Annotated in this window: 21 protein-coding genes; 6 read left to right on the plus strand and 15 right to left on the minus strand. The window is 70.8% G+C overall.

Features of this window, described 5'->3' with window-relative positions; all coding sequences use genetic code 11:
* Positions 1-23 precede the first annotated feature (23 nt).
* Positions 24-800: an SDR family NAD(P)-dependent oxidoreductase gene (locus ABD269_RS16410; RefSeq protein ID WP_344118520.1), complete on the plus strand. Its 777-nt coding sequence runs from the start codon at positions 24-26 to the stop codon at positions 798-800.
* 13 nt (positions 801-813) lie between these two features.
* Here the strand turns inward: ABD269_RS16410 and ABD269_RS16415 are convergent, their stop codons facing one another.
* The 6 genes from ABD269_RS16415 to ABD269_RS16440 all read right to left on the minus strand — a co-directional run bounded on the left by ABD269_RS16415 (position 814) and on the right by ABD269_RS16440 (position 6,830).
* Positions 814-2,040 (minus strand): beta-ketoacyl-[acyl-carrier-protein] synthase family protein, encoded by a 1,227-nt coding sequence (locus tag ABD269_RS16415; RefSeq protein WP_344118521.1) that lies wholly within the window; start codon positions 2,038-2,040, stop codon positions 814-816.
* Complete coding sequence (locus tag ABD269_RS16420) at positions 2,037-2,351, minus strand: acyl carrier protein (RefSeq protein ID WP_344118522.1); 315 nt, start codon at positions 2,349-2,351, stop codon at positions 2,037-2,039. Before ABD269_RS16420 ends, ABD269_RS16415 begins: the two co-directional genes overlap by 4 nt.
* A 198-nt stretch (positions 2,352-2,549) precedes the next feature.
* Positions 2,550-3,719, minus strand: a complete 1,170-nt coding sequence (locus ABD269_RS16425) for a Gfo/Idh/MocA family protein (protein ID WP_344118670.1) — start codon at positions 3,717-3,719, stop codon at positions 2,550-2,552.
* Between the two features lie 97 nt (positions 3,720-3,816).
* Positions 3,817-4,560: an SDR family NAD(P)-dependent oxidoreductase gene (locus ABD269_RS16430; protein WP_344118523.1), complete on the minus strand. Its 744-nt coding sequence runs from the start codon at positions 4,558-4,560 to the stop codon at positions 3,817-3,819.
* Positions 4,561-4,724: 164 nt separating this feature from the next.
* Entirely contained in the window at positions 4,725-5,504 is a 780-nt protein-coding gene (locus tag ABD269_RS16435; protein WP_344118524.1) for an SDR family oxidoreductase, read from the minus strand.
* Between the two features lie 159 nt (positions 5,505-5,663).
* Positions 5,664-6,830 (minus strand): copper resistance D family protein, encoded by a 1,167-nt coding sequence (locus ABD269_RS16440; protein WP_344118525.1) that lies wholly within the window; start codon positions 6,828-6,830, stop codon positions 5,664-5,666.
* 255 nt (positions 6,831-7,085) lie between these two features.
* Between ABD269_RS16440 and ABD269_RS16445 the strand changes: the two genes are divergently transcribed.
* Positions 7,086-8,450 (plus strand): glycosyltransferase, encoded by a 1,365-nt coding sequence (locus ABD269_RS16445; protein ID WP_344118526.1) that lies wholly within the window; start codon positions 7,086-7,088, stop codon positions 8,448-8,450.
* 55 nt (positions 8,451-8,505) lie between these two features.
* Here ABD269_RS16445 and ABD269_RS16450 read toward each other — a convergent pair whose 3' ends face one another.
* Positions 8,506-9,189: an alpha/beta fold hydrolase gene (locus tag ABD269_RS16450; RefSeq protein ID WP_344118672.1), complete on the minus strand. Its 684-nt coding sequence runs from the start codon at positions 9,187-9,189 to the stop codon at positions 8,506-8,508.
* A 174-nt stretch (positions 9,190-9,363) separates the two neighbouring features.
* Complete coding sequence (locus ABD269_RS16455; protein ID WP_344118527.1) at positions 9,364-10,167, minus strand: aminotransferase class IV family protein; 804 nt, start codon at positions 10,165-10,167, stop codon at positions 9,364-9,366.
* A 124-nt stretch (positions 10,168-10,291) separates the two neighbouring features.
* On the opposite strand from ABD269_RS16455, the gene ABD269_RS16460 reads away from it, so the two are divergent.
* The gene (locus ABD269_RS16460) at positions 10,292-10,771 is read left to right on the plus strand and encodes a GNAT family N-acetyltransferase (RefSeq protein ID WP_344118528.1); all 480 of its coding nucleotides are present in this window, start codon (positions 10,292-10,294) and stop codon (positions 10,769-10,771) included.
* A 34-nt stretch (positions 10,772-10,805) separates the two neighbouring features.
* On the opposite strand, the gene ABD269_RS16465 is transcribed toward ABD269_RS16460, so the two are convergent.
* Together ABD269_RS16465 and ABD269_RS16470 are read right to left on the minus strand one after the other, a co-directional pair.
* Positions 10,806-11,288, minus strand: a complete 483-nt coding sequence (locus ABD269_RS16465) for an SET domain-containing protein-lysine N-methyltransferase (protein WP_344118530.1) — start codon at positions 11,286-11,288, stop codon at positions 10,806-10,808.
* An 84-nt stretch (positions 11,289-11,372) separates the two neighbouring features.
* Positions 11,373-12,464: an alpha/beta fold hydrolase gene (locus ABD269_RS16470; protein ID WP_344118531.1), complete on the minus strand. Its 1,092-nt coding sequence runs from the start codon at positions 12,462-12,464 to the stop codon at positions 11,373-11,375.
* Between the two features lie 104 nt (positions 12,465-12,568).
* On the opposite strand from ABD269_RS16470, the gene ABD269_RS16475 reads away from it, so the two are divergent.
* Entirely contained in the window at positions 12,569-13,285 is a 717-nt protein-coding gene (locus ABD269_RS16475) for a TetR/AcrR family transcriptional regulator (protein ID WP_344118532.1), read from the plus strand.
* A 72-nt stretch (positions 13,286-13,357) separates the two neighbouring features.
* A complete protein-coding gene (locus tag ABD269_RS16480; RefSeq protein ID WP_344118533.1) occupies positions 13,358-14,482 on the plus strand; it encodes a serine hydrolase domain-containing protein in 1,125 nt (374 codons plus the stop codon).
* Positions 14,483-14,547: 65 nt separating this feature from the next.
* Here the strand turns inward: ABD269_RS16480 and ABD269_RS16485 are convergent, their stop codons facing one another.
* From ABD269_RS16485 to ABD269_RS16500, 4 genes are all read right to left on the minus strand, one after another.
* Entirely contained in the window at positions 14,548-15,105 is a 558-nt protein-coding gene (locus tag ABD269_RS16485; RefSeq protein ID WP_344118535.1) for a hypothetical protein, read from the minus strand.
* Positions 15,106-15,158: 53 nt separating this feature from the next.
* On the minus strand, positions 15,159-16,292 hold the full coding sequence (locus tag ABD269_RS16490) for a catalase family protein (RefSeq protein WP_344118537.1): 1,134 nt from the start codon (positions 16,290-16,292) through the stop codon (positions 15,159-15,161).
* 11 nt (positions 16,293-16,303) lie between these two features.
* Complete coding sequence (locus tag ABD269_RS16495; protein WP_344118538.1) at positions 16,304-17,689, minus strand: Dyp-type peroxidase; 1,386 nt, start codon at positions 17,687-17,689, stop codon at positions 16,304-16,306.
* 177 nt (positions 17,690-17,866) lie between these two features.
* On the minus strand, positions 17,867-18,463 hold the full coding sequence (locus ABD269_RS16500; RefSeq protein ID WP_344118539.1) for a dihydrofolate reductase family protein: 597 nt from the start codon (positions 18,461-18,463) through the stop codon (positions 17,867-17,869).
* A 257-nt stretch (positions 18,464-18,720) separates the two neighbouring features.
* Between ABD269_RS16500 and ABD269_RS16505 the strand changes: the two genes are divergently transcribed.
* Positions 18,721-19,119: an SH3 domain-containing protein gene (locus ABD269_RS16505; protein WP_344118540.1), complete on the plus strand. Its 399-nt coding sequence runs from the start codon at positions 18,721-18,723 to the stop codon at positions 19,117-19,119.
* 59 nt (positions 19,120-19,178) lie between these two features.
* On the opposite strand, the gene ABD269_RS16510 is transcribed toward ABD269_RS16505, so the two are convergent.
* Entirely contained in the window at positions 19,179-19,799 is a 621-nt protein-coding gene (locus tag ABD269_RS16510) for an alpha/beta fold hydrolase (RefSeq protein WP_344118541.1), read from the minus strand.
* Positions 19,800-20,061: the final 262 nt, after the last annotated feature.

Below are 20,061 nucleotides of genomic sequence, written 5' to 3' on the forward strand. Positions count from 1 at the left end.
CGCCGTACCGCACTGGAGGAACCGTGGCCACCGCCCTCGTCACCGGCGCGACCGCAGGTCTCGGCAAGGCACTCGCCCGGGCCCTGGCACGGGAAGGAACCGCCCTCGTCCTCGTCGCCCGGACCCGGAAGGACCTGGAGGAGACCGCCCGGCAGCTGCGCGCCGCGGGCGCCGCACACGTGGACGTCCTCCCCGCCGACCTGGCCACGGCCACGGGCTGCGCCGCGGTCACGGCACGGCTCACCGACCGGGAAGCACCGGTCGACCTGCTCGTCAACAACGCGGGTATGGGCTACGCCTCGTCCTTCTCCACGAACACCGTCGCGGACGAGGAGTACCTCCTCGACGTCAACGTCCGCGCGACGCTGCGCCTGACCCACGCCGCCCTCGGCGCGATGATCCCGCGCCGCCGCGGAGCCGTCGTCAACGTGGCGAGCGTAGCCGGACTGGGACCCGCCTGGCTCGCCTCCACCTACCCCGCCAGCAAGGCGTGGACGGTCAACTTCACCGAATCGCTGGCCCGTTCGCGCCAGGTCAGGGAATCAGGGGTACGGCTGATGGCGCTGCTCCCCGGCTACACCCGCACCGAGTTCCACCAGCGCGCCGGCATCGGCACGGCCTGGCCCCCGGCGTGGCTGTGGCTGGACGCCGACTACGTGGCCCGCACGGCCCTGCGGCACCTGCGGCGCGGTGCCGTCCTCAGCGTCCCCAGCCTGCGGTACAAGGCCGCCGCCTGGGGGCTGCGCCACCTGCCGCGCACCCTCACCCGGCCCTTCGCCTGGGAGGCGCCGCCCCGGTGAACCGGCGTGCCCGTCACGGCCGGGTGAAGACCAGGCAGGCGTTCTGGCCGCCGAACCCGTAGGAGAAGCTGGCCGCGGCCTCGAGGCGGCACGGCCGTGGCTTCTCGTGGACCACATCCAGATCGATCTCCGGATCCAGCCGGTCCAGGTTGGCGGTGGGGTGGATCAACTGCCGCCGCACCGCGAGGACGCAGCACACGGCCTCGATGGCGCCCGCCCCACCGATGGCGTGCCCCAGGGCGCCCTTGGTCGCGGTCACCGCGGGCGGAGTGCCGAACACCCGGCGCAGCATACGGGCCTCGGCCAGGTCGTTGAGCCGCGTGGCCGTCGCGTGCGCGTTGACGTGCCCGATGTCCCGGGGCGCCAGAGACGCGTCCGCCAGGGCGGCGTGCACCGCCCGCGCGGCACCCTCGCCGTCCGGGTGCAGCCGCGTCGAGTGGTAGGCATCGGCCGAGGCGCCGAAACCGGCGAGCAGGGCGTGGACGCGCGCGCCGCGTGCCCGCGCGTGCTCCAGCCGCTCCAGGACCACGATCCCCGCGCCTTCGCCCAGGACGAACCCGTCGCGCTCGGTATCGAAAGGGCGCGACGCCGTCGCGGGATCGTCGTTGCGGACGGACAGGGCGCCCATGCGCCAGAACGCCGCCACGGCCAGTTGCGAGGCCGGTGCCGATTCGCTGCCTCCGGCGACCACGATGTCGCAAAGCCCCGACTGAAGAAGAGTCTTGGCCACCCCGATCGCCGTCGCGCCGGACGCACAGGCGGTGCTCACGCAGAAGTTGGGGCCCGACGCCCGTAAGTCGATGCCGACTTCGCCTGCCGCCATGTTCGGCGCCGACCGCGGGACCGCGGTGGGGGAGATCGCCTGGTAGCGGCGCTGTGCGAGGTGCGCGTAGGCCTGTGTGCAGGTGTCGTGACTGCCGGTGCCGACGCCGATGACGACTCCGACCCTGCTCCCCTCCCAGGTGAGCGGATCGAGCCCCGCGTCCTGCACGGCTTCGCGCGAGGTCACCAGCGCCAGCTGGATGAACCGGTCGAGGCGCCAGCCCAGCCGGCGCCCCACCGCGGCCTCCAGGGCACCGTCCGGGACCCGGCAGGAGAACGTCACGGGCATCCCGGCGAGCCGTGGGTCGGTGGTCGCCGTCGACACGCCCGCGCAGAGGGCCTGCCACCCCGTCTCCACTCCCAGCCCGGCCGGGGTCGTCAGCCCGAGTCCGGTGACGGCCACCTGCGTCCGGCTCAACTCCCGCTCCGCGAGCCGACGTCGCCCGCCGGCTCGCGCTCGCCGGCGTCCGGTGTGGACGGCGACAGGGCGACGGGGCGTCCGGCCCGCTGCAGGAACTCCACGGCCTCTGCCAGCGTGGTCGACAGCCCCAGCCCGCCGGCGTCGTCGGGCAGCCGTACACCGAGCTTGTCCTCGACGATCACCGCGACCTCCACCAGAGCGAGGGAATCCATCTCCAACTCCTCGAAGGTGGCCTCCGGGCGCAGCTCCGATTCCTCGAAACCGAAGTGTTCCGACAACAGGCGGGCCAGGACGGGGAATGAGATCACAGAGGCATCCTCACTCGGTACCGGCAAATGTTTCTCTCGACCATCCTCTGCCGACCACGGAGGTGAAAGAGCGCAGAGGCGCGCGGCCGGGGCGGAGCCTCCGTCCGAGTGTGGCAGGGCAGACCGCTGATGCGCAGGCGTGCGCTGCGTCCCCGCGCCGCACGGTCTTGCGGTCCAGGTGCCATGCAGGGCGCGCTGCTACGAGCCGTGCTCCGTGAGTGTGACCTTCCGGCCGGTCCGTGCCGCCTCTTGGATCTTTTCCAGCATGCTGTGCCGCCGGACCGCGTGCCGGAAGTCGGGAACGCCGTCGGTGTCCGGCGCAAGGCTCCCGGTGATCTGGTCGCGCAGAAGCGCGTACTCGTGGGCGACGCCGTAGGCGGGCTCGGCGGATCGCCCGGTCCATTGCGTCAGCGACCGCTCGTAGCGGGCGGGAACCGGGAGTTCGGTCAGGTCGCCGTCGTCGCCCCGGGCGCCGTACAACCGCAGCCGTCCCCACCACCACTGGGCCTGGTCGGCCTTGACGACGAGATCACCGTCCGTGCCGTTGATCTCCCAATGGAACCCGGTGGCGCGGGACGCGCCGCCACGGAAGTGCACAGCGGCCACGGCCCCCGATTCGAGCACACCGGTGACGGCGATCTGGTCCTCGGTGGTCTTGGCCGCGACCGCCCCGCTCGTCACGTGGGTGACCTCGGGGCGCAGGTTCTCCATGAGGGCCGCCACCTCGCGGAACTCCCCGAGCACCATGGCGAGCGCGTCGACGGAGTGCCCGAAGGGGATCGACAGCAGGGTGGCGCCGCTCGTGGCGTCCAGCAGGTACGTATGGCCGTCGTCGTAGGTGGCGCCCCAATAGCCGCCCGACCCGAGCATGCTGGTCGACAGCACCCGCCCCACGTAGCCCTCGGCGACCAGGTCCCGCAGATACCGCAGCGACGGAGCCGACCGGGCCTGCAGGCCCACGGCCGTCAGCACGCCCCTGCGATGCGCGAGGTCCGCCAGCTCCTCGGCCTGTGCGAGGTCGGCACCCAGGGGCCACTCGCTGAACACCGTCTTGCCCGCTTCGAGCGCGGGCCGGATGAGCTCCAGGTGCCGCGGGACCCTCACCGTCACGACCACGAGATCGACTTCCTCGCTGCGCGCCAGCTCCTCCGCACTGCCGAAGGCCAGCGGCACCGCATACTTCTCGCCCGCCGCACGCGCCGACTCGTCGCTGCTGGCACTGAGCGCCCGCAGCTCGTATCCGTCGAGCCCGGCCAGCGCCGGCACATGAGCGGTGGCAGCCCACCCGCCGCTCGCGCTCAGACCCACGACACCGACACGAATCGGCCCTTGACGAGGAGGAACGGACGTCATCTCTACACCCCACATGTTCGCGGCGGCCTGCTCTCCCGCCAACGGCCAACAGCCATGCGGGACATGGTCTTGGACGTACAGCGGCGTTGTACATTCACATGCGAGTCAGGGTTCAGATGGCGGTGCGGCCGCCGTCGACGGCGACGGTCGCGCCGGTGATGTACCCGGCCTTCGGCGAGGCGAGGAAGGCGACGACCTCGGCGATCTCGGCGGGTTCGGCCGCGCGCTTCATCGCGGTGGTTTCGGCGATCGCGTCGAACAGGTCGCGGGCCTCGGGCCGGGTGTAGACGGGGCCGGGCGCGACGGTGTTGAAGCGGACGCCGCGGCCGCTGTATTCGGCGGTCCAGCTCCGCGTCAGGGATGCCAGCGCGGCCTTGGTCGCGCCGTACGCGGCGGCGTCGGCCAGCCCGAGGGTGCCGGCCATGCTGCCCATGTTGATCACGCTGCCCGATCCCCTCGCCGCCATCGCCGGGGCGAAGGCGGCCACGAGGAAGAACGGTGCCCGGACGTTGCCGGCGAACATCGCGTCGTAGTCGGAGATCTCCGTCTCCTCGGTCGGTGCCCAGACGGCGTGCCCGGCGTTGTTGACCAGGACGTCGATCTCGCCGACCTCCGCGGCGAGCCGGTCGATACCGGCCGGGTCCGCCAGGTCCGCCGCGACGAACCGGGCGCGGCCGCCGGCCGCGGTGATCTCCTCGACGGTCTCGGCGCCGCGCCGGGCGTCGCGGCCGGACACCACGACGGACATTCCGTCGGCGGCCAGCCGCTCGGCGACCGCCCGGCCGATGCCGGACGTGGCCCCGGTGACCAGGGCGGTGAGGGGACGCGGGTCGGCGTTCGCACGCTCCGCGGACATGGCATGCCCCTTTCGGCCGGCCGGAGCGGCGCACGCCCGACGGGCAGGTCGATCACTATGCGCCGGCCCTTGACTCCTGCCCTCCACTGTCCGTTCCACCACGGGATCCGGCATCCCCGGCTACTCCGTCCCGGGGCGCCGCATCGACGTCGGATCACCGGCCACTACAACCGGCGGCCCGCACGCGCACGGGCGGCCAGGTACTCCTCGAACGTCCCCGTGCCCACGGCCCGGTCCGGGGCGAGGTTGGCTCCCGCGCGCAGGCTCCGGCCGAGCCTGCCCGGCAGCCGTACCGGCACAAGCCGTCGGCGCAGGCCCGCCGCACGGAGCGTGGCGTTCGCGAGGTCGCGGGCATCCCGTACCTCGGGTCCCGCCATGTCCGGCACGCGTCCGGCCGGTGCGCCCTGGGCCAGCTCCGCCATGCGGTCGGCTACCTCCGTCACCTCGACGGGCTGGAAACGTACGCCACTTGGTGTCAGCACCACCGGCAGCCGCCGCTGCACGGTGGTCAGGGTCGCCACGAGGTCGTGGAACTGCGTGGTGCGCAGGACGGTCCACGGCAGCCCCGATTCCCGGACGATCCGCTCGGCCTCCAGCTTCGACCGGTAGTAGGGGAGCGGTACCTCGTCAATGCCGACGATCGAGATGTAGAGGAGGTGCGGGCCTCCGGAGCGCCGCGCGGCCTCGGTCAGCCGCCGGGTCGTCGCCACGTCGTTGCGCGCGTTGGTCGCGCAGTGCACCACTGTCCGCACATCCGTCAGGGCGGCGTCGAGGCCGGAGCCGTCGGCGAGGTCGCAGACCGCCCACTCGCACGGCCGGTCGTCGTCCGCCCGCCGCGGTCGGCGGCTCATCACGCGTACTGCCACGTCGTCGGCGAGGAGCCGCGCCACGACGGCGCGGCCGAGCGTGCCGGTGCCGCCGGTTACCAGGATCGGCCTGTTCATTGCTCTCGTACCTCCGGGTCCGGTTCCACTGTCACAGAGAAGGACGGGAGGGGACTCCGGGATGTGACATGAGGGTTCGCGGTGGGGAAGAGCGGTGTACGCGTACGGGCCGGCAGTCTTTTCCGGACGGCCGGCCCGTAGGTGGTACATCGGCCCGCGTCAGGGCGCGGCCAGGGCCTCGCGCCGGGACAGGGCGTCGGAGGTCCTGACCGTGATGCAGAGCGACGCCGCCAGCGTGAGGACCAGCGCGGCACCCACGGCGAAGATGCTCCCGTCCGAGACGGGCGGCGCGCCGCCGGCCTCGGAGCGGGCGGAGCCGCTGAGGAACGGGACGACGGCCAGGACGGCGCATCCGAGGGCAACCTCCGCCCACACGACCTTCGGGAAGTGCCGCAGGGTCAGGTGCAGGAGGGAAGCGGTGGAGTCGGCGCGGCGGGCCCGGGCGATGCGGGGCATCAGCCAGAGCTGGTTGAAGGCGCCGGCCGCCACCATGCCGAGGACCAACAGAATCTTGATGAGGAGGAAGAAGCCGTAAGTGGTCGTCCACAGCTGTCCGATGGAGCCGACGTGCTTCCAGCTCATCCACAGGCCGGAGGTCAGCACGGCACCGACGCAGATGAGCGCGACCAGGCTGAAGCGGCGCCAGAGGTCCGCCCACAGGACGCCGGCGTTCTCGCTCAGCCGGCCGCGGGTGCCTGCGACGGTGGCGAGCAGGGCCAGACCGCCGGTCCACACCGCGCCGCTGATGATGTGGACCTGTCCGAAGAGGAGGTCGAGCACCTTGTCCGCGTCCTTGAGCGCGGTGGCCGGTATCGCCGAGATGAGCGACACTGCGAGGGAGAGAGGAAGTGCGGTCAGCGCCAGCGTGTTCAGGTGCCGGCGCGCCCGCGGGACGAACAGCGCGATCAGCGCGGCGGACGCCAGGACCAGAACGACGTTCTGGACCAGGTAGATCGTGCCCTGGGCCACCCAGGCACCCTTCGCCGCGGGCGCTTGCAGGAAGTCCCAGATCCGCCCCGGCATGAGGGCATCACCGAAAGGCATGCCCTTGCCGGCCCGGGCCACGCGGGCGGCGAGCTGGAAATATCCGGCCACGAGCAGGGCGACCCCGGCCCACGCCAGGTAACCGGAGATCCGGTGGCGCATGGCGGCGACATCGCCGCGCTCGCTCTCCGGCGCGCGAAGTGCCGGACGGACTGCTGCCGCGTACGTCACTGTGGCACCGACGGCCCCGGACAGGCCAAAGAAATAGCCCGATTTGGTGAGAATCCTCCAGAGCGGAGGCATGCTGTAGCCGGCCGAGGCGGCCAGATGAACGAGGGTCATGGTAGGTAAGGCTAACCTAAAGTTACCGGGGGTCCGGTCGTGATCCCGGCGGGCATCGCCCGGCCATGGCGGTCGACGACGGCCGTCCGTACGGATATGCGTACCACCTCCCCGTTCCGGTGAAATCGGCGCCGGACGGCTGTTCGCTGCCGATGTGTGGTGCTTTTCTGACGATCGGCAGTTTGACGAGCAGGAGGCATCGAGCGGGGGCAGGCCTCCTCGGCCGTGAACCGTCCCTGTGAGGGAGGGCTTCCTGTGATTCCTTGGGAGACCACCGCACGAATCGCCACTCTCGCCATCGTCATGATCACGCTGCTCTACAACGGACCGCTCGTCGTCATGGGCGTCCTCTTCGCCCGCCGCTCCGACGGATCACTGGGCAGCCAGCTCGTACTGGACGGGCAGCCGCCCGCCGCGCTGCCGGCCGGCTGGAGCGTCTTCGTACTGGTCCCGTGCCTGAACGAGGAACGGGTCATCTCCCATACGGTCCGCGGCCTGCTGGCCTCCCAGCCGGGAACCCGGGTGATCGTCGTTGACGACGGCAGCGACGATGCCACGGCCCGCCGCGCCATGTCCGCGGGCGCCGGCCGGATCACCGTGGTGACCAGGACACTGCCCGAAGCACGGCTGGGGAAGGGGGCCGCGCTCAACACCGGTCTGCGCTGCGTGCGTCGTCGCGTCGAGTGCGAAGGTCTGGATCCCGCGCGGGTGCTGGTGTGCGTGCTGGACGCGGACGGCCGGATGACACCAGGAGCCGCGTCCCAGGTGGTTCCGTTGTTCGGCGTGCCGACCGTCGGCGGTGCGCAACTGGCAGTGCGCATCCGCGGCCGCGGCCACGGGGCGCTGCGGCTGCAGGACCTGGAGTTCTGGGGACTGAGCGCGATGAACCAGTTCGGCCGGGTATCCACGGGGTCGGTGAGCATGGGCGGCAACGGCCAGTTCACCCGCCTGTCCGCCCTGGACACCATCGGGGAGCAGCCATGGTCCGACTCCCTGACCGAAGACCTGGACCTGGGCATCAGCCTGGCAGTGCACGGCTGGACGGTCACCTCCACCACCGGCGCCTACGTCTCCCAGCAGGGCCTGACCGACCCGCGCCGCCTGCTGCGCCAGCGCACCCGCTGGTTCCAGGGCCACATGAGCGCCGTCAAGCGCCTGCCCGAACTGTGGGCCGGCTCCCGGGCCACCCCATGGGCCCGGGTGGAACTCACCTGCTACCTCCTCAACCCCTACCTGGTGACCCTGCCCTGGTCGGTGGTCCAGCAGTACGTGCTCTTCCGGATCGTGGGCGGCCACGGCGCCGGGCTGTTCACGCTCCCGTCCGGCCCGCTGTGGCTCCAAGTCCTCGGCGGCATCGGCTGGTACGCCCTGTCCTCCGTCGGCTACCTCGCGCTGGCTCTGCTGTACTGGCGGCGCACTGGCGATCTGCCGATCTGGAAGGCACTCCTGTACTCCCACGCCTTTCTGCTGTGGATCTACGTCAGCTTCATCGCCGCCTGGCGAGCCGCTTGGCGGATGGCCATCCGCCGCAAGGGCTGGATCAAGAGCGAGCGTACGGAGGAAGCCGCTGTCGCCACCGCGCGGGCGGTTGTACCGCCCGTCACGAGGGGTGCGCGCTGACACCGGCCTACCCGGCCGCGACTTTGAAACGGCCGCGGGAGGGCGCGGCCCGGCGTCAGCGAGTCGGCCGGTCCAGGAAGGCGGTGATGAGCCCGAGCCATTCGTCGGGGCGCTCGGCGAAGGGCAGATGGCCGGTCCGGATCCCGACGAGTTCGGCACCGGGGATCGCGTCGGCCACTTCGTGGTGCAGATCGGGTGTGACCAGGAGGTCTTCGGTCGTGGAGACCACCAGGGTCGGCACGGTGATGCGGGACAGATCCTCGCGGACGTCGACGCGGGTGACCAGGTCGGTGTGCTCGGCCGAGCCGGGCGGGAGGGTCCGGGCGGTCGCCTGCACCAGAGCGTCCAGATCGTCGGCGGGTACGGCTTCCAGCACTGAAGCGCCGAGCGCCAGAGGTACGAGGAACTGCGCCAGCGATGCGTGGGCGCCGGACACGTAGAGGTCCCGCCAGTGTGCGGCGTTCAGGCGCAGTCGCGCGTTGGGCCGGGCGAACGGGGCGGTCAGCACCAGGGCGGTGACCCGCTCGGGGTGGCGGGTGGCGGCGCGGATCGCGACGGCGGTGCCCAGGGAGTAGCCGGCGATCGCAAAGGTCTCCAGGCCTTCGGCCACCGCGGCGGCCACGAGCTGGTCGGCCAGCTCGTCCAGGACGAGGGGCGTGGCCGAACGGGGGGTGTCGCCGGTGCCGGGGAAGTCGACGCCGACAGTGGTGCGACCGGCGGTCAGCCCGGGCAGGCCGATCTGGAGCGGCTCGCCGAGATCGCCATGGCCGCCTGGCCGACGTAGCCCCGGGTGCGCCGCGCCGGTGCCTGTCGATTACGAACAGGGCCCGGCGGGGCGCGACGCCCTTGGTCCGCAGGGTGGCCGGGGCCGGGAACTCCCGTGTTCAGCCCGGGTATGCGGTCGGATCAACCCTCACGGCGAGGTGAGCGGCTCGGCCTGGTAGGCCCGGTGGAGCAACTCCAAGAAGGACGGCGCCTCGGGCAAGGGCACAGAGCCGATCCGGTGTACCGCCACGCCCGGCGTCCACGAGTTCATGACCACGCCACCGGCCAGCGCCGGCAGGTCGGCGAGCGTGATCTCCTGGACGCGCTGGGGCACACCGAGACGATCCAGCTGCCGGCGGACGATCCCCATCGTGGTTCCGCCCAGCATCCCGGCCAGGGGCCACACCACAGCGGAGCCGTCCCAGAAGGCCAGATTCCAGATCGTCCCCTCGCTGAGCCGACCTCGGCGGTCGACGAAGGCGGCGTCGTCGAAGCCTTCTCCGACGGCCTGACGGAGGAAGTACGTCTTGGCCACTTCGCCGACGTGCTTCACGGCCGGGAGGACCCGTTCGTACTCGACAGTCGCCAGTGTCAGCGGACCCTCCGGGCCGGATGCGGCCGGTCCGGTACGGACCAGTACCTCCGGCTCCACATTCCCTCCGGCCGCGGTGAATTCGCCCGCCGGTGAGTACACCGTGGCTGTCAGCGAGAGGTCGGCCGGACCGGCCTCCAGCGCCGCGCGCAGGTAGGAGCGCATCCGGTCGTCGGGCAATGCCCGGCCGAACAACTCCACGGAGGCGACCCGCAGCCGCTCCAGATGAAGGTCGAGGCCCCTGACCCGGCCCCCACGCACCTGCATGGCAGTGAAGTGGGCATAGCCGGCGAACGCGAGCGGCGCCAACTGCTCGGCGGTCGCCGCCCGTCCGTTACGGTGAACAACAAAAGTGGTCATGCCTCGGCCAACACACCGCATGACATGGCGATTCCCTCCAGGGGCGGCCCGTTCGAGGGCTTCGGCGTCCGTGCACCCACGCCAGAAGGAGGCACCGGCCCACCCGCCCCGTACGATCTCTGGAATGCAGATCGTGCCCGTCGCATACGACCACCCCGATGCCCTGAAGCTCAACGATCAGGTGCAGATGGAATACGTGGAGCGATACGGCGACAGTGACCTCACTCCGCTGGACCCGGCACATTTCCAGCCGCCGGGTGGCCTGTTCGTCGTCGCGTACGAGGGCGACGGCACACCGGTCGCCACCGGCGGCTGGCGGTCGCAGGAGCGGAACGCGGAGGGCTTCGCGGACGGGGACGCGGAGCTGAAGCGGTTGTACGTGGTGCCCCATGCGCGCGGCCGGGGCCTGGCCCGGCGGATCCTGGCGGAGCTGGAGGAGAGCGCGCGGAAGGCGGGGCGTACACGCATGGTGCTGGAGGCGGGGGACATGCAGCCCGAGGCGATCGCTCTGTATGTCTCCTGTGGGTACGAGCCCGTCGAGCCGAAGTTCGGGCTCTACCGTCTCGACGACAGCAGCCGGTGTTTCGCCAAGCCCCTGATCTGAAGGGCATTCGGTGCGGGCGTTTCCGCGAAACGGGTTACGACCGGTATTCGGAGATCAACTGCCGGATATGCGGGCTGAGCCGATGGCCGGACAGCCGGCTCCCGGACAGAGCGCGGGCGCCGCAGATGCGGCCGAGGCAGACATCCTCCTCGCACAGGCAGGTGAACGGCTCCGCCATCTCCCATTCGGTCGCCGGATAGAAAAGGGTCACTTCGTCGCCGACGGCCAGGTCTCGCACGGCCCGCAACGCGAGCACGGAGGTGTCGACAACCGCCGTGGGCGCGCAGGAGTGATTGACGTACCTCACATCCCCGATGCCCGGCCCCTCCAGGTGACGGTCCACATCCACCTGCAACGACATTCTGCTCGGCTGACGCACCGACACCCCCTGCGCCAGGGGCGCCAGCACCTGCCCGGAAGCGAACGGCCGGACGGCCACCGCACGGGCTCCGTACCGCGAATCGGCGGCCACTCGCAGACCGGCGCCGCGCGGGTGCTGGTCACCGTGCAATGCCATGACCACAGGCTATGTCGGCCGGACTCCGCGCGCCCCTCGAGCCATCCGGCGGGCCGGGCGTCCCGGCGTGCTTGCCGTGCCGCGTCAGAAGGCGCCGACCGTATCGAGGGCGGGACGGACGCGGGTGAGCAGCAGGTCGAGGAAGCGGTCGGGGTGCTTGAACGCGGCGAAGTGGCCCGCGTCGTCGATGAGCGCGAAGTCCTTGACGGGTGCGTGGACGTCGTCGAAGAAGCGGTGCGCCCGCTCGGGGGGAGTGATCATGTCCTGGGCTCCCTGGAAGAGGAAGAACGGGACCTCGAAGCGGGTGCCGTCGGCCCAGTCGTCGGAGCCGGTGATGGTGAGGACCACCTGCGCCGACAGCTTCATGCCGCGGAAGAATGTGCCCAGGTCCCGCAGGGAGTGGAGGGGTGAGTACCACAGGGACTTCATCACCACCGACTTCAGCGCGCCGAGCGTCTGGGGGTCGGTGGCCGCGCTGTAGCGGTGGTAGAGGCTGTGCTGCTCCGCCGTCCAGCTCCGTGCGTCCGGTCCCATGGCCTCGACGGTGGTGAGCTCCTTCTTCTTGCCCGCTTCACGGAGCCGCTCGATGACGTCGAAGTAGGCGGAGTTGTCGCGTCCGTCGTCGAGGATGTTCTGGTCGGTTCCGACGTAGGCGGACAGCAGCTCGGGATGGCTGCGGGCGATGCGCAGGCCGAAGACGCTGCCGAAGGAGTGCCCCAGGAGCACGACCCGCTGCACGCCCAGGCGTGTGCGTACGTGGTGGATGACTTCGAGGGCGTCGCGGTGGAGGCGCTCGAAGCTCACCTCGCCCTGCCCTTCGGCGCCGCCGTGCCGGAGGGTCTTGCCGGCGCCGCGCATGTCCCAGCGCACCAGCGTGAAGTGCTTCTCCCACGCCCGGGTGCGGGCGGTGAAGATCGAGTTGACCGAGCCGGGTCCGCCGTGGAGTTCCAGCAGCACCGGGTTGGAGATGTCGTCGCCGCGGATGGAGAGCCACTGGTCGATCCCGCCGATCGGGGTGAGGTACTGCTCGTCGATTCCGCGGGGGTCGGTGATGCGGATCAAGCGGGCGTTGCGGGCCCGCAGCAGGCCGCGTTGGGCGAGCAGGCCGGCCGCGGGAGTGGCGACGACGGTGGCGGCGGCGGTGGTGATGACGGTGCCGAGCATGAGAACCCCCAAGAACTGTATATTACGTACACAGAAGCTGGTGTGTATCTTATACACAGTTCTTGGGGGAGGGGTAGCCACCACCCCCGACAGCACTTCGAGCAAAGGGACTTGCGATGCCGGCGAACAGGGACAAGAAGCGGGATCCGCACGCGAGCCTGGCGCTGCTGTGGGGCGAGCGGGACCGGCCCCGCCGAGGGCCGAAGCCGAAGCTGACCATCGCCGAACTCACCGGCCAGGGCATCGCGATCGCCGACGCCGAGGGGCTGGACGCCGTCTCCATGCAGCGACTGGCCGAAGCGGTCGGCGTGACCACCATGGCGCTGTACCGCTACATCCCCGGCAAGAGCGACCTCGTCGACCTCATGGTCGACGCCGCCTTCGTGGACCCGCCCACCGTCACCGGCATCCCCGGAGGCTGGCGCCCCCAGCTCGCCGCCTGGGCCCGCGCCTGCCGGGACCGCTACCGCGAACACCCCTGGCTCCTGGCCGCCACCGGCATGCGCCGCCAGGCCATGGGGCCCCACCAGGTCGCCTGGCTCGACGCGGCCCTGGCGGCCCTCGCCCCCACCGACCTCAGCGCGAAGCAGCAGCACGACGCCGTCATCCTGATCCTCAGCCACATCCGCAGCGTCACCCAGCAATTCCTCGACTACGACGAGGCCGGCAGCCAGGACTGGGACCGGCTCACCGCCGACCTCCTCGACCGCAACAGCGAACGCTTCCCGGCCCTCACCCGGGCCATCGCCGCCGGAGCCTTCGCCCACACCGACGACGACCCCCTCGACTTCGGCCTGACCTGCATCCTGGACGGCGTCGCCGCACTCATGTGACAGGCTCCGGCTCCCGGCCGGTCTCCGACCGTGTGCCGGGCTGGGCACGCGGAACGGTGCCATGATGCACAAGTGAGTCGTAGCGCGAGCGCGGATGTGCAGGCACGAGTCGGCGCGGTCCTCGAAGGGCTCGTGGAGTCCGGCGAGGAGAGCGGCCTACAGGTCGCGGCCTACCTGAACGGTGAGCTGATCGTCGACGCCTGTGCGGGCGTGGCCGACCCGTCCGATGGTGCGTCGCTCCGTCCGGACACGTTGATCCACAGCTTCTCCACCGGCAAGGGCTTCACGGCCACACTGGTTCACGTGCTCGCCGAGCGCGGGCTGATCGACTACGACACCCCGATCGCGCACTACTGGCCGGAGTTCGGCGCCCATGGCAAGGAACGGGCCACCGTCCGCCATGCCCTGACCCACGCTGTCGGCGTACCGCAGCTCCCCGCCGCCATCACACCGGCCGAGCTGTGCGACTGGGACACCATGTGCGCGATCGTCGCCGGGCAGGAACCGCTGTGGGAGCCCGGCTCCGCCAGCGGCTACCACGGTTGGACGTTCGGCTGGATCATCGGTGAGACGGTGCGCCGGATCACCGGCCTGACTCCGGGTGAAGCCCTGCGTACGTACGTCGCGGAGCCGCTCGGCGTGTCCGACGAGCTCTTCTTCGGCCTGCCCGAGAGCGAGCTGGCGCGTACGGCACCGCTTGTGGAAGGCAACTGGGCGGCGTGGCTGGAGGCCCTTCCGTCGACGGTGCCCTTCCGCCAGCTCGTCGTGCCGAACCGCAGCGTGTGGACCACGGCCGAGCTGGCCAACCGCCGCGAATACCTGCTCGCCGACCTGCCCGCGGGAGGCACCACGACTGCGCGGGCGGCCGCGCGCATGTACGCAGCGCTGCTGGGCGAGGTCGAGGGCGTGCGGCTGATCTCCCCGGAGCGCTTGGAGCTCGTGGCAGGCGTGGCGGTCGAGGGGAAGGACCGGATGCTTCTCGGCAGGTACGCCAAGGGGCTCGGCTACTTCCTGGGCCTGCCCGAAATGGCCGGTGAACCGACGGCCTTCGGCCACCACGGCAGTGGCGGCAGCATCGCCTTCGCCGACCGCGAGCGCGGCCTGGCCTTTGCCTTCACCCGTACCCGGCTGGTCGGCGGCGCGGCGGACACGGCCGCGCGATTGCTGGCGGACGAGGTCCGGTCCCACGTGTCCTAGAGTCGGCCGGTGTGTCCCTGTGGCTGCCTCGCTCCGCCACGCGGGGCAGCGAGCCGGAGGGGCGGTCAGTCCTGGGCGGCGTCCAGCAGGTTGTCGAACGCGGCGGCCACCGCGAGGCTCTTGGCGATGTCCTTGGGGCTGGCCTCCGGGTTCGGGCCGCCGTACCAGACGTTGGCTTGCACCTGGTACTTCGCGATGTAGGGGATCGCGTCATCGGAGGCCAGCCCCGGGTAGCCCACCGCGACGTCGGTGAACATGTAGTCGATCCAGGGGGTGGCGAAGCGGATGACGTCGACGACGTAGGGCTTGAACTCGTCGCTGTAGGTCGCGCAGAACAGGACGTGCCGGCCGTCGTTGACGAGTGCGACCCGTAGATCGTGGACCGTCCCGAGGCGGCTCTCCCAGTAAGGCGCCTCGATGCAGGCCTTCTCGGCGTGCTCCAGGAAGACGGCGGGCCCGGTGGGCTGGATGACCGGTGCGAGCAGAGTGAACTCGGACCGGTTCACCGCTCGCAGCCCGACGCCGTCGGTCTGTGTGCGGGGGCTCTGGAAGTGCTTGGCGATCTCCTCGACCGGCACGTCCGGGGAGATCGGCTGGTAGGTCGACGGGTCGAAGTCGTACATCCGGGTTCCCTTTCGACAGGTTCGACAGGTTCGACAGGTTTCGACGAGAGGCGTCAGGACCGGTCGGGAAGCACGTCGGCTGCCGCGGCCGGCTCTGCGCGGTGCTGGCCGTTCAGCTCGTGACGCAGCACGGACGAACGCCGGTACACCTCTTTGCGAACGGTCTGGATCGGGCCGATCGGTACGTGTTCCGGCGGGCAGCGCCACGGCGTGAACGAGAGCGCGTCGGCGGCGGCGAGGTTGTCCTCGCCGCCGATGTCCTGGCGGGGGAAGCGAAGTCTGGCGACCGTGACGAACGGGGACTCGTGTTCCTCCCATTCGACGGTGAGGTCCTCGACGGGCATGGTCTCCAGGGACGCGCACAGCTGCACCTGGAAGTCGAACTCGTAATCCGACCGGGCCAGCTCGCCGACCAGGGCGGGCCGGAAGACCTCGTCCCGGCTCGCCGGGTCGAGGTCACGCGCCTGTACGCCGGCCGCCGAGCTGTCCGTCGGGCGGATGCGCAGTTTGGCCATGTAGTCGCCGTGGCGCACCGCGCCCATGGAGAAGAACGAGCTGAGGAGGAGGTTCTGCCAGCGGGCCCGCGCGCCCAGCCGCAGCATTGCGCCGAGCTCGTCCCAGGCCCACTCCTCCGGCGGCAGCGTGCCGTACCCGGTCACCCAGTCGTAGTACATCCGGTGGTTGCCCCGGCGGCCGTCGAGCCGGTACTTCGGCAGGTCGACGAAGAGCTTCGACAGGAAGGTGTAGTGGGCCGCGGTATTGCAGAAGAAGACGGGCCCGTTGATCATGTTGAAGTCCATGGTGTGGCTCGCGGCCTCGTCCGGCAGGGTGGTGGTGGAGTCCACCCCGAACACCTTGGTGGCCATGCCCACGACGTTGCCGAGCATCCGGTCGGCGCCCAGGTGGGACAGCCCGTTGGAGTAGCGGACCAGCGCGTCGTGCGTCCCGGGCCTGCCGTAGACGCCCTGGGCGTACTCGGGCGGGACGCCGTCGAGGATCTCGAACGTGCCGCGCACCAGTCCGTACGCCTTCGCGTGGGCGAAGCGCACTGCGCGGTTCTCGCCCTCGCCCTCCACCGAGCCTCTCTCGAAGTCCTCGACGACGTCGATGGCCTGCTGCAGGTGACGGTCGAAGTCCGGTTCCGGTGGCACGGCATCGGGTGAGTACCGCACAGGGGTGAAGTTCATCTTCGACGGCGTCACCTGTCGTCCTCCGGTGTCGATGAGGGTCGCGTGATGGATGGGTCCCCGGCCGGGTCGGGCAGCGTGGTGAGCCACTCGAGCGCGGTGAGGCCGGGCAGGAAGAAGTACTCGCCACCGCGCATGGTCACGAACCGGGGCAGCCCGGTGAGCCGGCGGCGGACCGGCCGGGCCGGGATGGTGTGCACGCCGGTGCCGTCGTTGTTGCCGACCAGCGGGTCCCGTTCGGTACCGAGACCGGCGAAGTCGCCGCCGTTGAGCCACACTTGCTGCACGAACTCGAACTGCCGGGACAGGCTGGCGCCCATGAAGACGAAGATGATCCCGCGCTCCGCGCCGTCGTCTTCGAGCACCCCGTCGGGCAGCAGCGGGCCGTACGCGGCGCCTCGCCGCAGCACACGGTGGATGCCGGTCGCGACCACGGTGTCCGTGAGGCCGTCCCTCGGGTTGGCGCGCCGGATGTGGGCGCCACGCGGCACGAGCAAGCCCCGTGGGTCGTCGTGGTAGCGGAAGTCGTTGTTGCGCATCGGGTCGGCGCCCAGCTCCGGATCGTCGCGGTCCGGCGCGAGCGCGAGCGGCGCACCGCTGCGCCAGCGACCGACGATCTTGGCCGCGAGCAGTTCTTCGTCCTCGGGCGAGCGGGCGTTGTCGCGCAGGTACCGGCGGAACCCGGCGACGTCGGCGTGCAACTGTCGGAAGGCGAGATAGCAGCCGTTGCGGCTGAGCGCGTCCGGGACCGGCCCCTTCGGCGGCGCCCCGGACTCGTCCGGGTAGCCGAAGACGAACTCGCCGGGCTGGACGGCGTCCTGACCGGGCAGCGGCTGGTCGGCGCTGCCGACCAGGTACGGGCTGGAGATGCCGTCCCGGAACCCGAAGTGCTCGCGCCCGGTGACCGGGACGCCGACGTCGAGCCGGTAGACCAGGCTCACCCCGGCCAGACACCCCGCCGCCTCCACCGGCTCGCGCAGCCCCTCGACGGTCCTCGCGATGATCATCACGCCGATGTGTACGTCGGGGCCGCCCATCGGGGGGATCCAGTTGCCGGGGTCATTGGCGCCGAGGTCACCGAGCACCTCCTTGCGGGCGGCCATGCCGGCCCGGAACTCCTCGGAGAAGGAGGCGAGCGAGTCCTGCGGCACGCCCAGCCGGGCCAATCCCCGGTAGCTGAAGGCGATGTTGAGGGTGAACGGACGGGGCTGCTCCCAGTCCACCGCGCTGGTGACCTTCGGCAGGACCTCCCGCAGTGACCGCTTCGTCGCGGCCGGATCCTCGATCCGGTACAGCAGATAGGCGCCGTGGTAGTCGTCCGGGCGACGGCGCAGCACGGTGCCCTGGATGTCGTCCAGCTCCAAGGCCGGCACCACACCCTGGCTGAGCCCGCTCACGCCTGTGGGTCGAACTGCCGGGTGGTTTCAAGCACCGAGGAACCTCCTTAATATATTGCAAATACGGACATACTATGCACCGTGAGTGCTGGTACTGGCGGGAATCCGCTCACAGTGTCGCGATGGCGATCCAAGGGTTGTCCTTGGTCCGGCCAGGTGCGCGGGTGTCTGCCGGACCTACTTGTCGGCGACCGGCCGATAGGTGCATACGTGCACGCCCGTGCCGCTGGTGACCGTGGAGACCAGCTCGAGCGTGCGCAGCGCACCGTCGTCCGGGAAGATCGTTTTGCCGCCGCCGAGGAGCACGGGCATGATCATGAGCCGGAGCTCGTCGACCAGGCCCTCGCGCAGGAGGGTGCGAACGAGGGTGGGGCTCCCCATGACCAGCAGGTCGCCGCCGCCGGTCCCGCGCAGCTCCCGGATGCGGGCGACCGCCTGGTCGCCCGGGATGCGCGTGGTGTTGTCCCACGCCAGCTCGCCGTCACCCAGCGTCCGGGACACGACGTACTTCGGGATGGCGTTCATCCGGTCGGCGAACGGGTCGCCTGCCCGCTCGGGCCACGCCGCGGCCATCGTCTGCCACGTGCAGCGCCCGAACAGCAGCGCCTCGGCCTTGGTCAACGCATCACTGAAGGCGCCGCCCACGACCTCCGGATCGAAGAACGGGTGCGACCAGCCACCGTGGGCGAAGCCACCGTCGGTGTCCTCCTCGGCTCCGCCCGGCGCCTGCACGACGCCGTCCAGGCTCATGAACTCACTGATCACGATGCGCACAGGATTTCCTCTTCTCGCTCCGCGGTAGGGCATGTGCTCACGCCGCATGAAGGGATCATCGCACCGACCACTGACAACGCTTCGGCGACGAGCGGGGGGCCGGAATCAATCGGGCCCGGCGCCTTCTGGCCGGAACGTGTCGGCTGCGCATGCCGATCCGGGCCGGGTGTGCGACTGCGGGGCAACCCTTCCGCGTTCCCGTGGGTCATACGCCATGTACCTCCCGTTAATGCCTTCAAGGATGGAAAGGGAGATAGATGATGTATCTGTCGATGCGTCGCACGGCCGCCGCGGGTGCGGCGATCCTGCTGGCCGGCTCCGGGGCACTCCTGGCCGCCGCCCCGGCCGGAGCACACAGCGCTCAGCCCACCCGGGTCGATGTCTCCGCGGCGCCGACCGCGGAGCCTGCTGCCACACCTGCCGCGCCGAAGGGCAAGGTGGTCTCCAGACTGCCCCTGTCGATCCGGGAGCAGCCCAAGTCCGCCTCCACGTTCCTCGGCGCGCTCAAGCCGGGCTCGGTCGTCGAACTGTCCTGCAAGAAGCACGGGCAGAAGGTCGACGGCAACGACCTGTGGTATCTGCTGGCCGTCAAGCCCGGCTACGTGTCGGCGCGCTACGTCGAGAACCTGTCACCGGTCCCTCTCTGTAAGAAGTGACAGTCCGTTAGGTTCGGGGTAGTCCTGGGTGGTCGCACCTGCGGTCGTGACGGTCAGGGCTACCCGTCGGCGCCGTCCAGTGTCCCCAGCCACGCCCGGACCGCCTCCGCCGTCGTGCGTGCGTGGTCCTCGTTCATGCTCCAGTGGTTGCCGGGGACGTCCACGACGTCGTACGGATCCAGCCAGGAGGTCCGCCAATCCGCGCCCCCTCCGTTGCTGTCGCTGTGGAGGGGCATCGGTTCCGTGGCGCGGACCAGCAGCGTGGGGACGCCCGTCGGCTGTGGGGACCAGCCGCGGGTCATGCGGGTGTAGGCCCCGAGAGCGGCCATGGACATGTCGTCCACGGCGGTGTCGAACTGCTCGCCCATCTCCAGGGGGAGGCGGGCGGGCAAGGCCAGGAGCCAGGGTTCGGCCTCGCGGTCCGGGGTGACGTGGTAGGTGTCGACGATGACGAGGCCGGTCGGCGGCGTGCCGGTCCTCGCGAGCCGGGCGGCCACCGAGTGCGCGGGGTAGCCGCCCATCGAGTAGCCGAGGATGGCGTACGGACGGTCGCCGAGGAGCTCTTGGACCGTAGCGGCATGGAGGTCCACGAGAGTCTCCCAGTCGCGCGGGACCGCCTCCCCTCGGTTGACGCCGGGGTGCTGGATCTCGAGGACGTTGCGGCCGAGGAAGGGGGCCATCGCCGTGTACCAGGGCCTGCCGAGATCGGGGGAGAAGCCGGGGAAGCACACGAGCGCGGGAGCGTCGGCGCCTTCGGCCAGCCTGAGCGGGGGGAGCGTGTGCCGGGCGCGGCGAGCGAGGCGGTCACCAGCAGGTGCATCGCCGAGACGACATCGCCGGTCTCGCACACCCGCCGGTAGAGGGAGGAGAGCGTCTGGGGCAGCCGCTGTTCCGGCAGGGCGCCGCCCAGCTCCTCGCACAGATAGTCGGCCAGCTCCGCGG

Origin of the sequence: Streptomyces blastmyceticus, from assembly GCF_039521185.1 — a bacterium.
Taxonomy (GTDB): Bacteria; Actinomycetota; Actinomycetes; order Streptomycetales; family Streptomycetaceae; genus Streptomyces; species Streptomyces blastmyceticus.

Bases quoted from the DNA above. Each gene is read 5' to 3' on its own strand.
- ABD269_RS16425 (WP_344118670.1), bottom strand. From the start codon at position 3,719: ATGTGGGGTGTAGAGATGACGTCCGTTCCTCCTCGTCAAGGGCCGATT.
- ABD269_RS16490 (WP_344118537.1), bottom strand. From the start codon at position 16,292: ATGAACTTCACCCCTGTGCGGTACTCACCCGATGCCGTGCCACCGGAA.
- ABD269_RS16455 (WP_344118527.1), bottom strand. From the start codon at position 10,167: ATGACCACTTTTGTTGTTCACCGTAACGGACGGGCGGCGACCGCCGAG.
- ABD269_RS16485 (WP_344118535.1), bottom strand. From the start codon at position 15,105: ATGTACGACTTCGACCCGTCGACCTACCAGCCGATCTCCCCGGACGTG.
- ABD269_RS16440 (WP_344118525.1), bottom strand. From the start codon at position 6,830: ATGACCCTCGTTCATCTGGCCGCCTCGGCCGGCTACAGCATGCCTCCG.
- ABD269_RS16510 (WP_344118541.1), bottom strand. From the start codon at position 19,799: ATGGCCCCCTTCCTCGGCCGCAACGTCCTCGAGATCCAGCACCCCGGC.
- ABD269_RS16430 (WP_344118523.1), bottom strand. From the start codon at position 4,560: ATGTCCGCGGAGCGTGCGAACGCCGACCCGCGTCCCCTCACCGCCCTG.
- ABD269_RS16460 (WP_344118528.1), top strand. From the start codon at position 10,292: ATGCAGATCGTGCCCGTCGCATACGACCACCCCGATGCCCTGAAGCTC.
- ABD269_RS16435 (WP_344118524.1), bottom strand. From the start codon at position 5,504: ATGAACAGGCCGATCCTGGTAACCGGCGGCACCGGCACGCTCGGCCGC.
- ABD269_RS16475 (WP_344118532.1), top strand. From the start codon at position 12,569: ATGCCGGCGAACAGGGACAAGAAGCGGGATCCGCACGCGAGCCTGGCG.
- ABD269_RS16465 (WP_344118530.1), bottom strand. From the start codon at position 11,288: ATGGCATTGCACGGTGACCAGCACCCGCGCGGCGCCGGTCTGCGAGTG.
- ABD269_RS16505 (WP_344118540.1), top strand. From the start codon at position 18,721: ATGATGTATCTGTCGATGCGTCGCACGGCCGCCGCGGGTGCGGCGATC.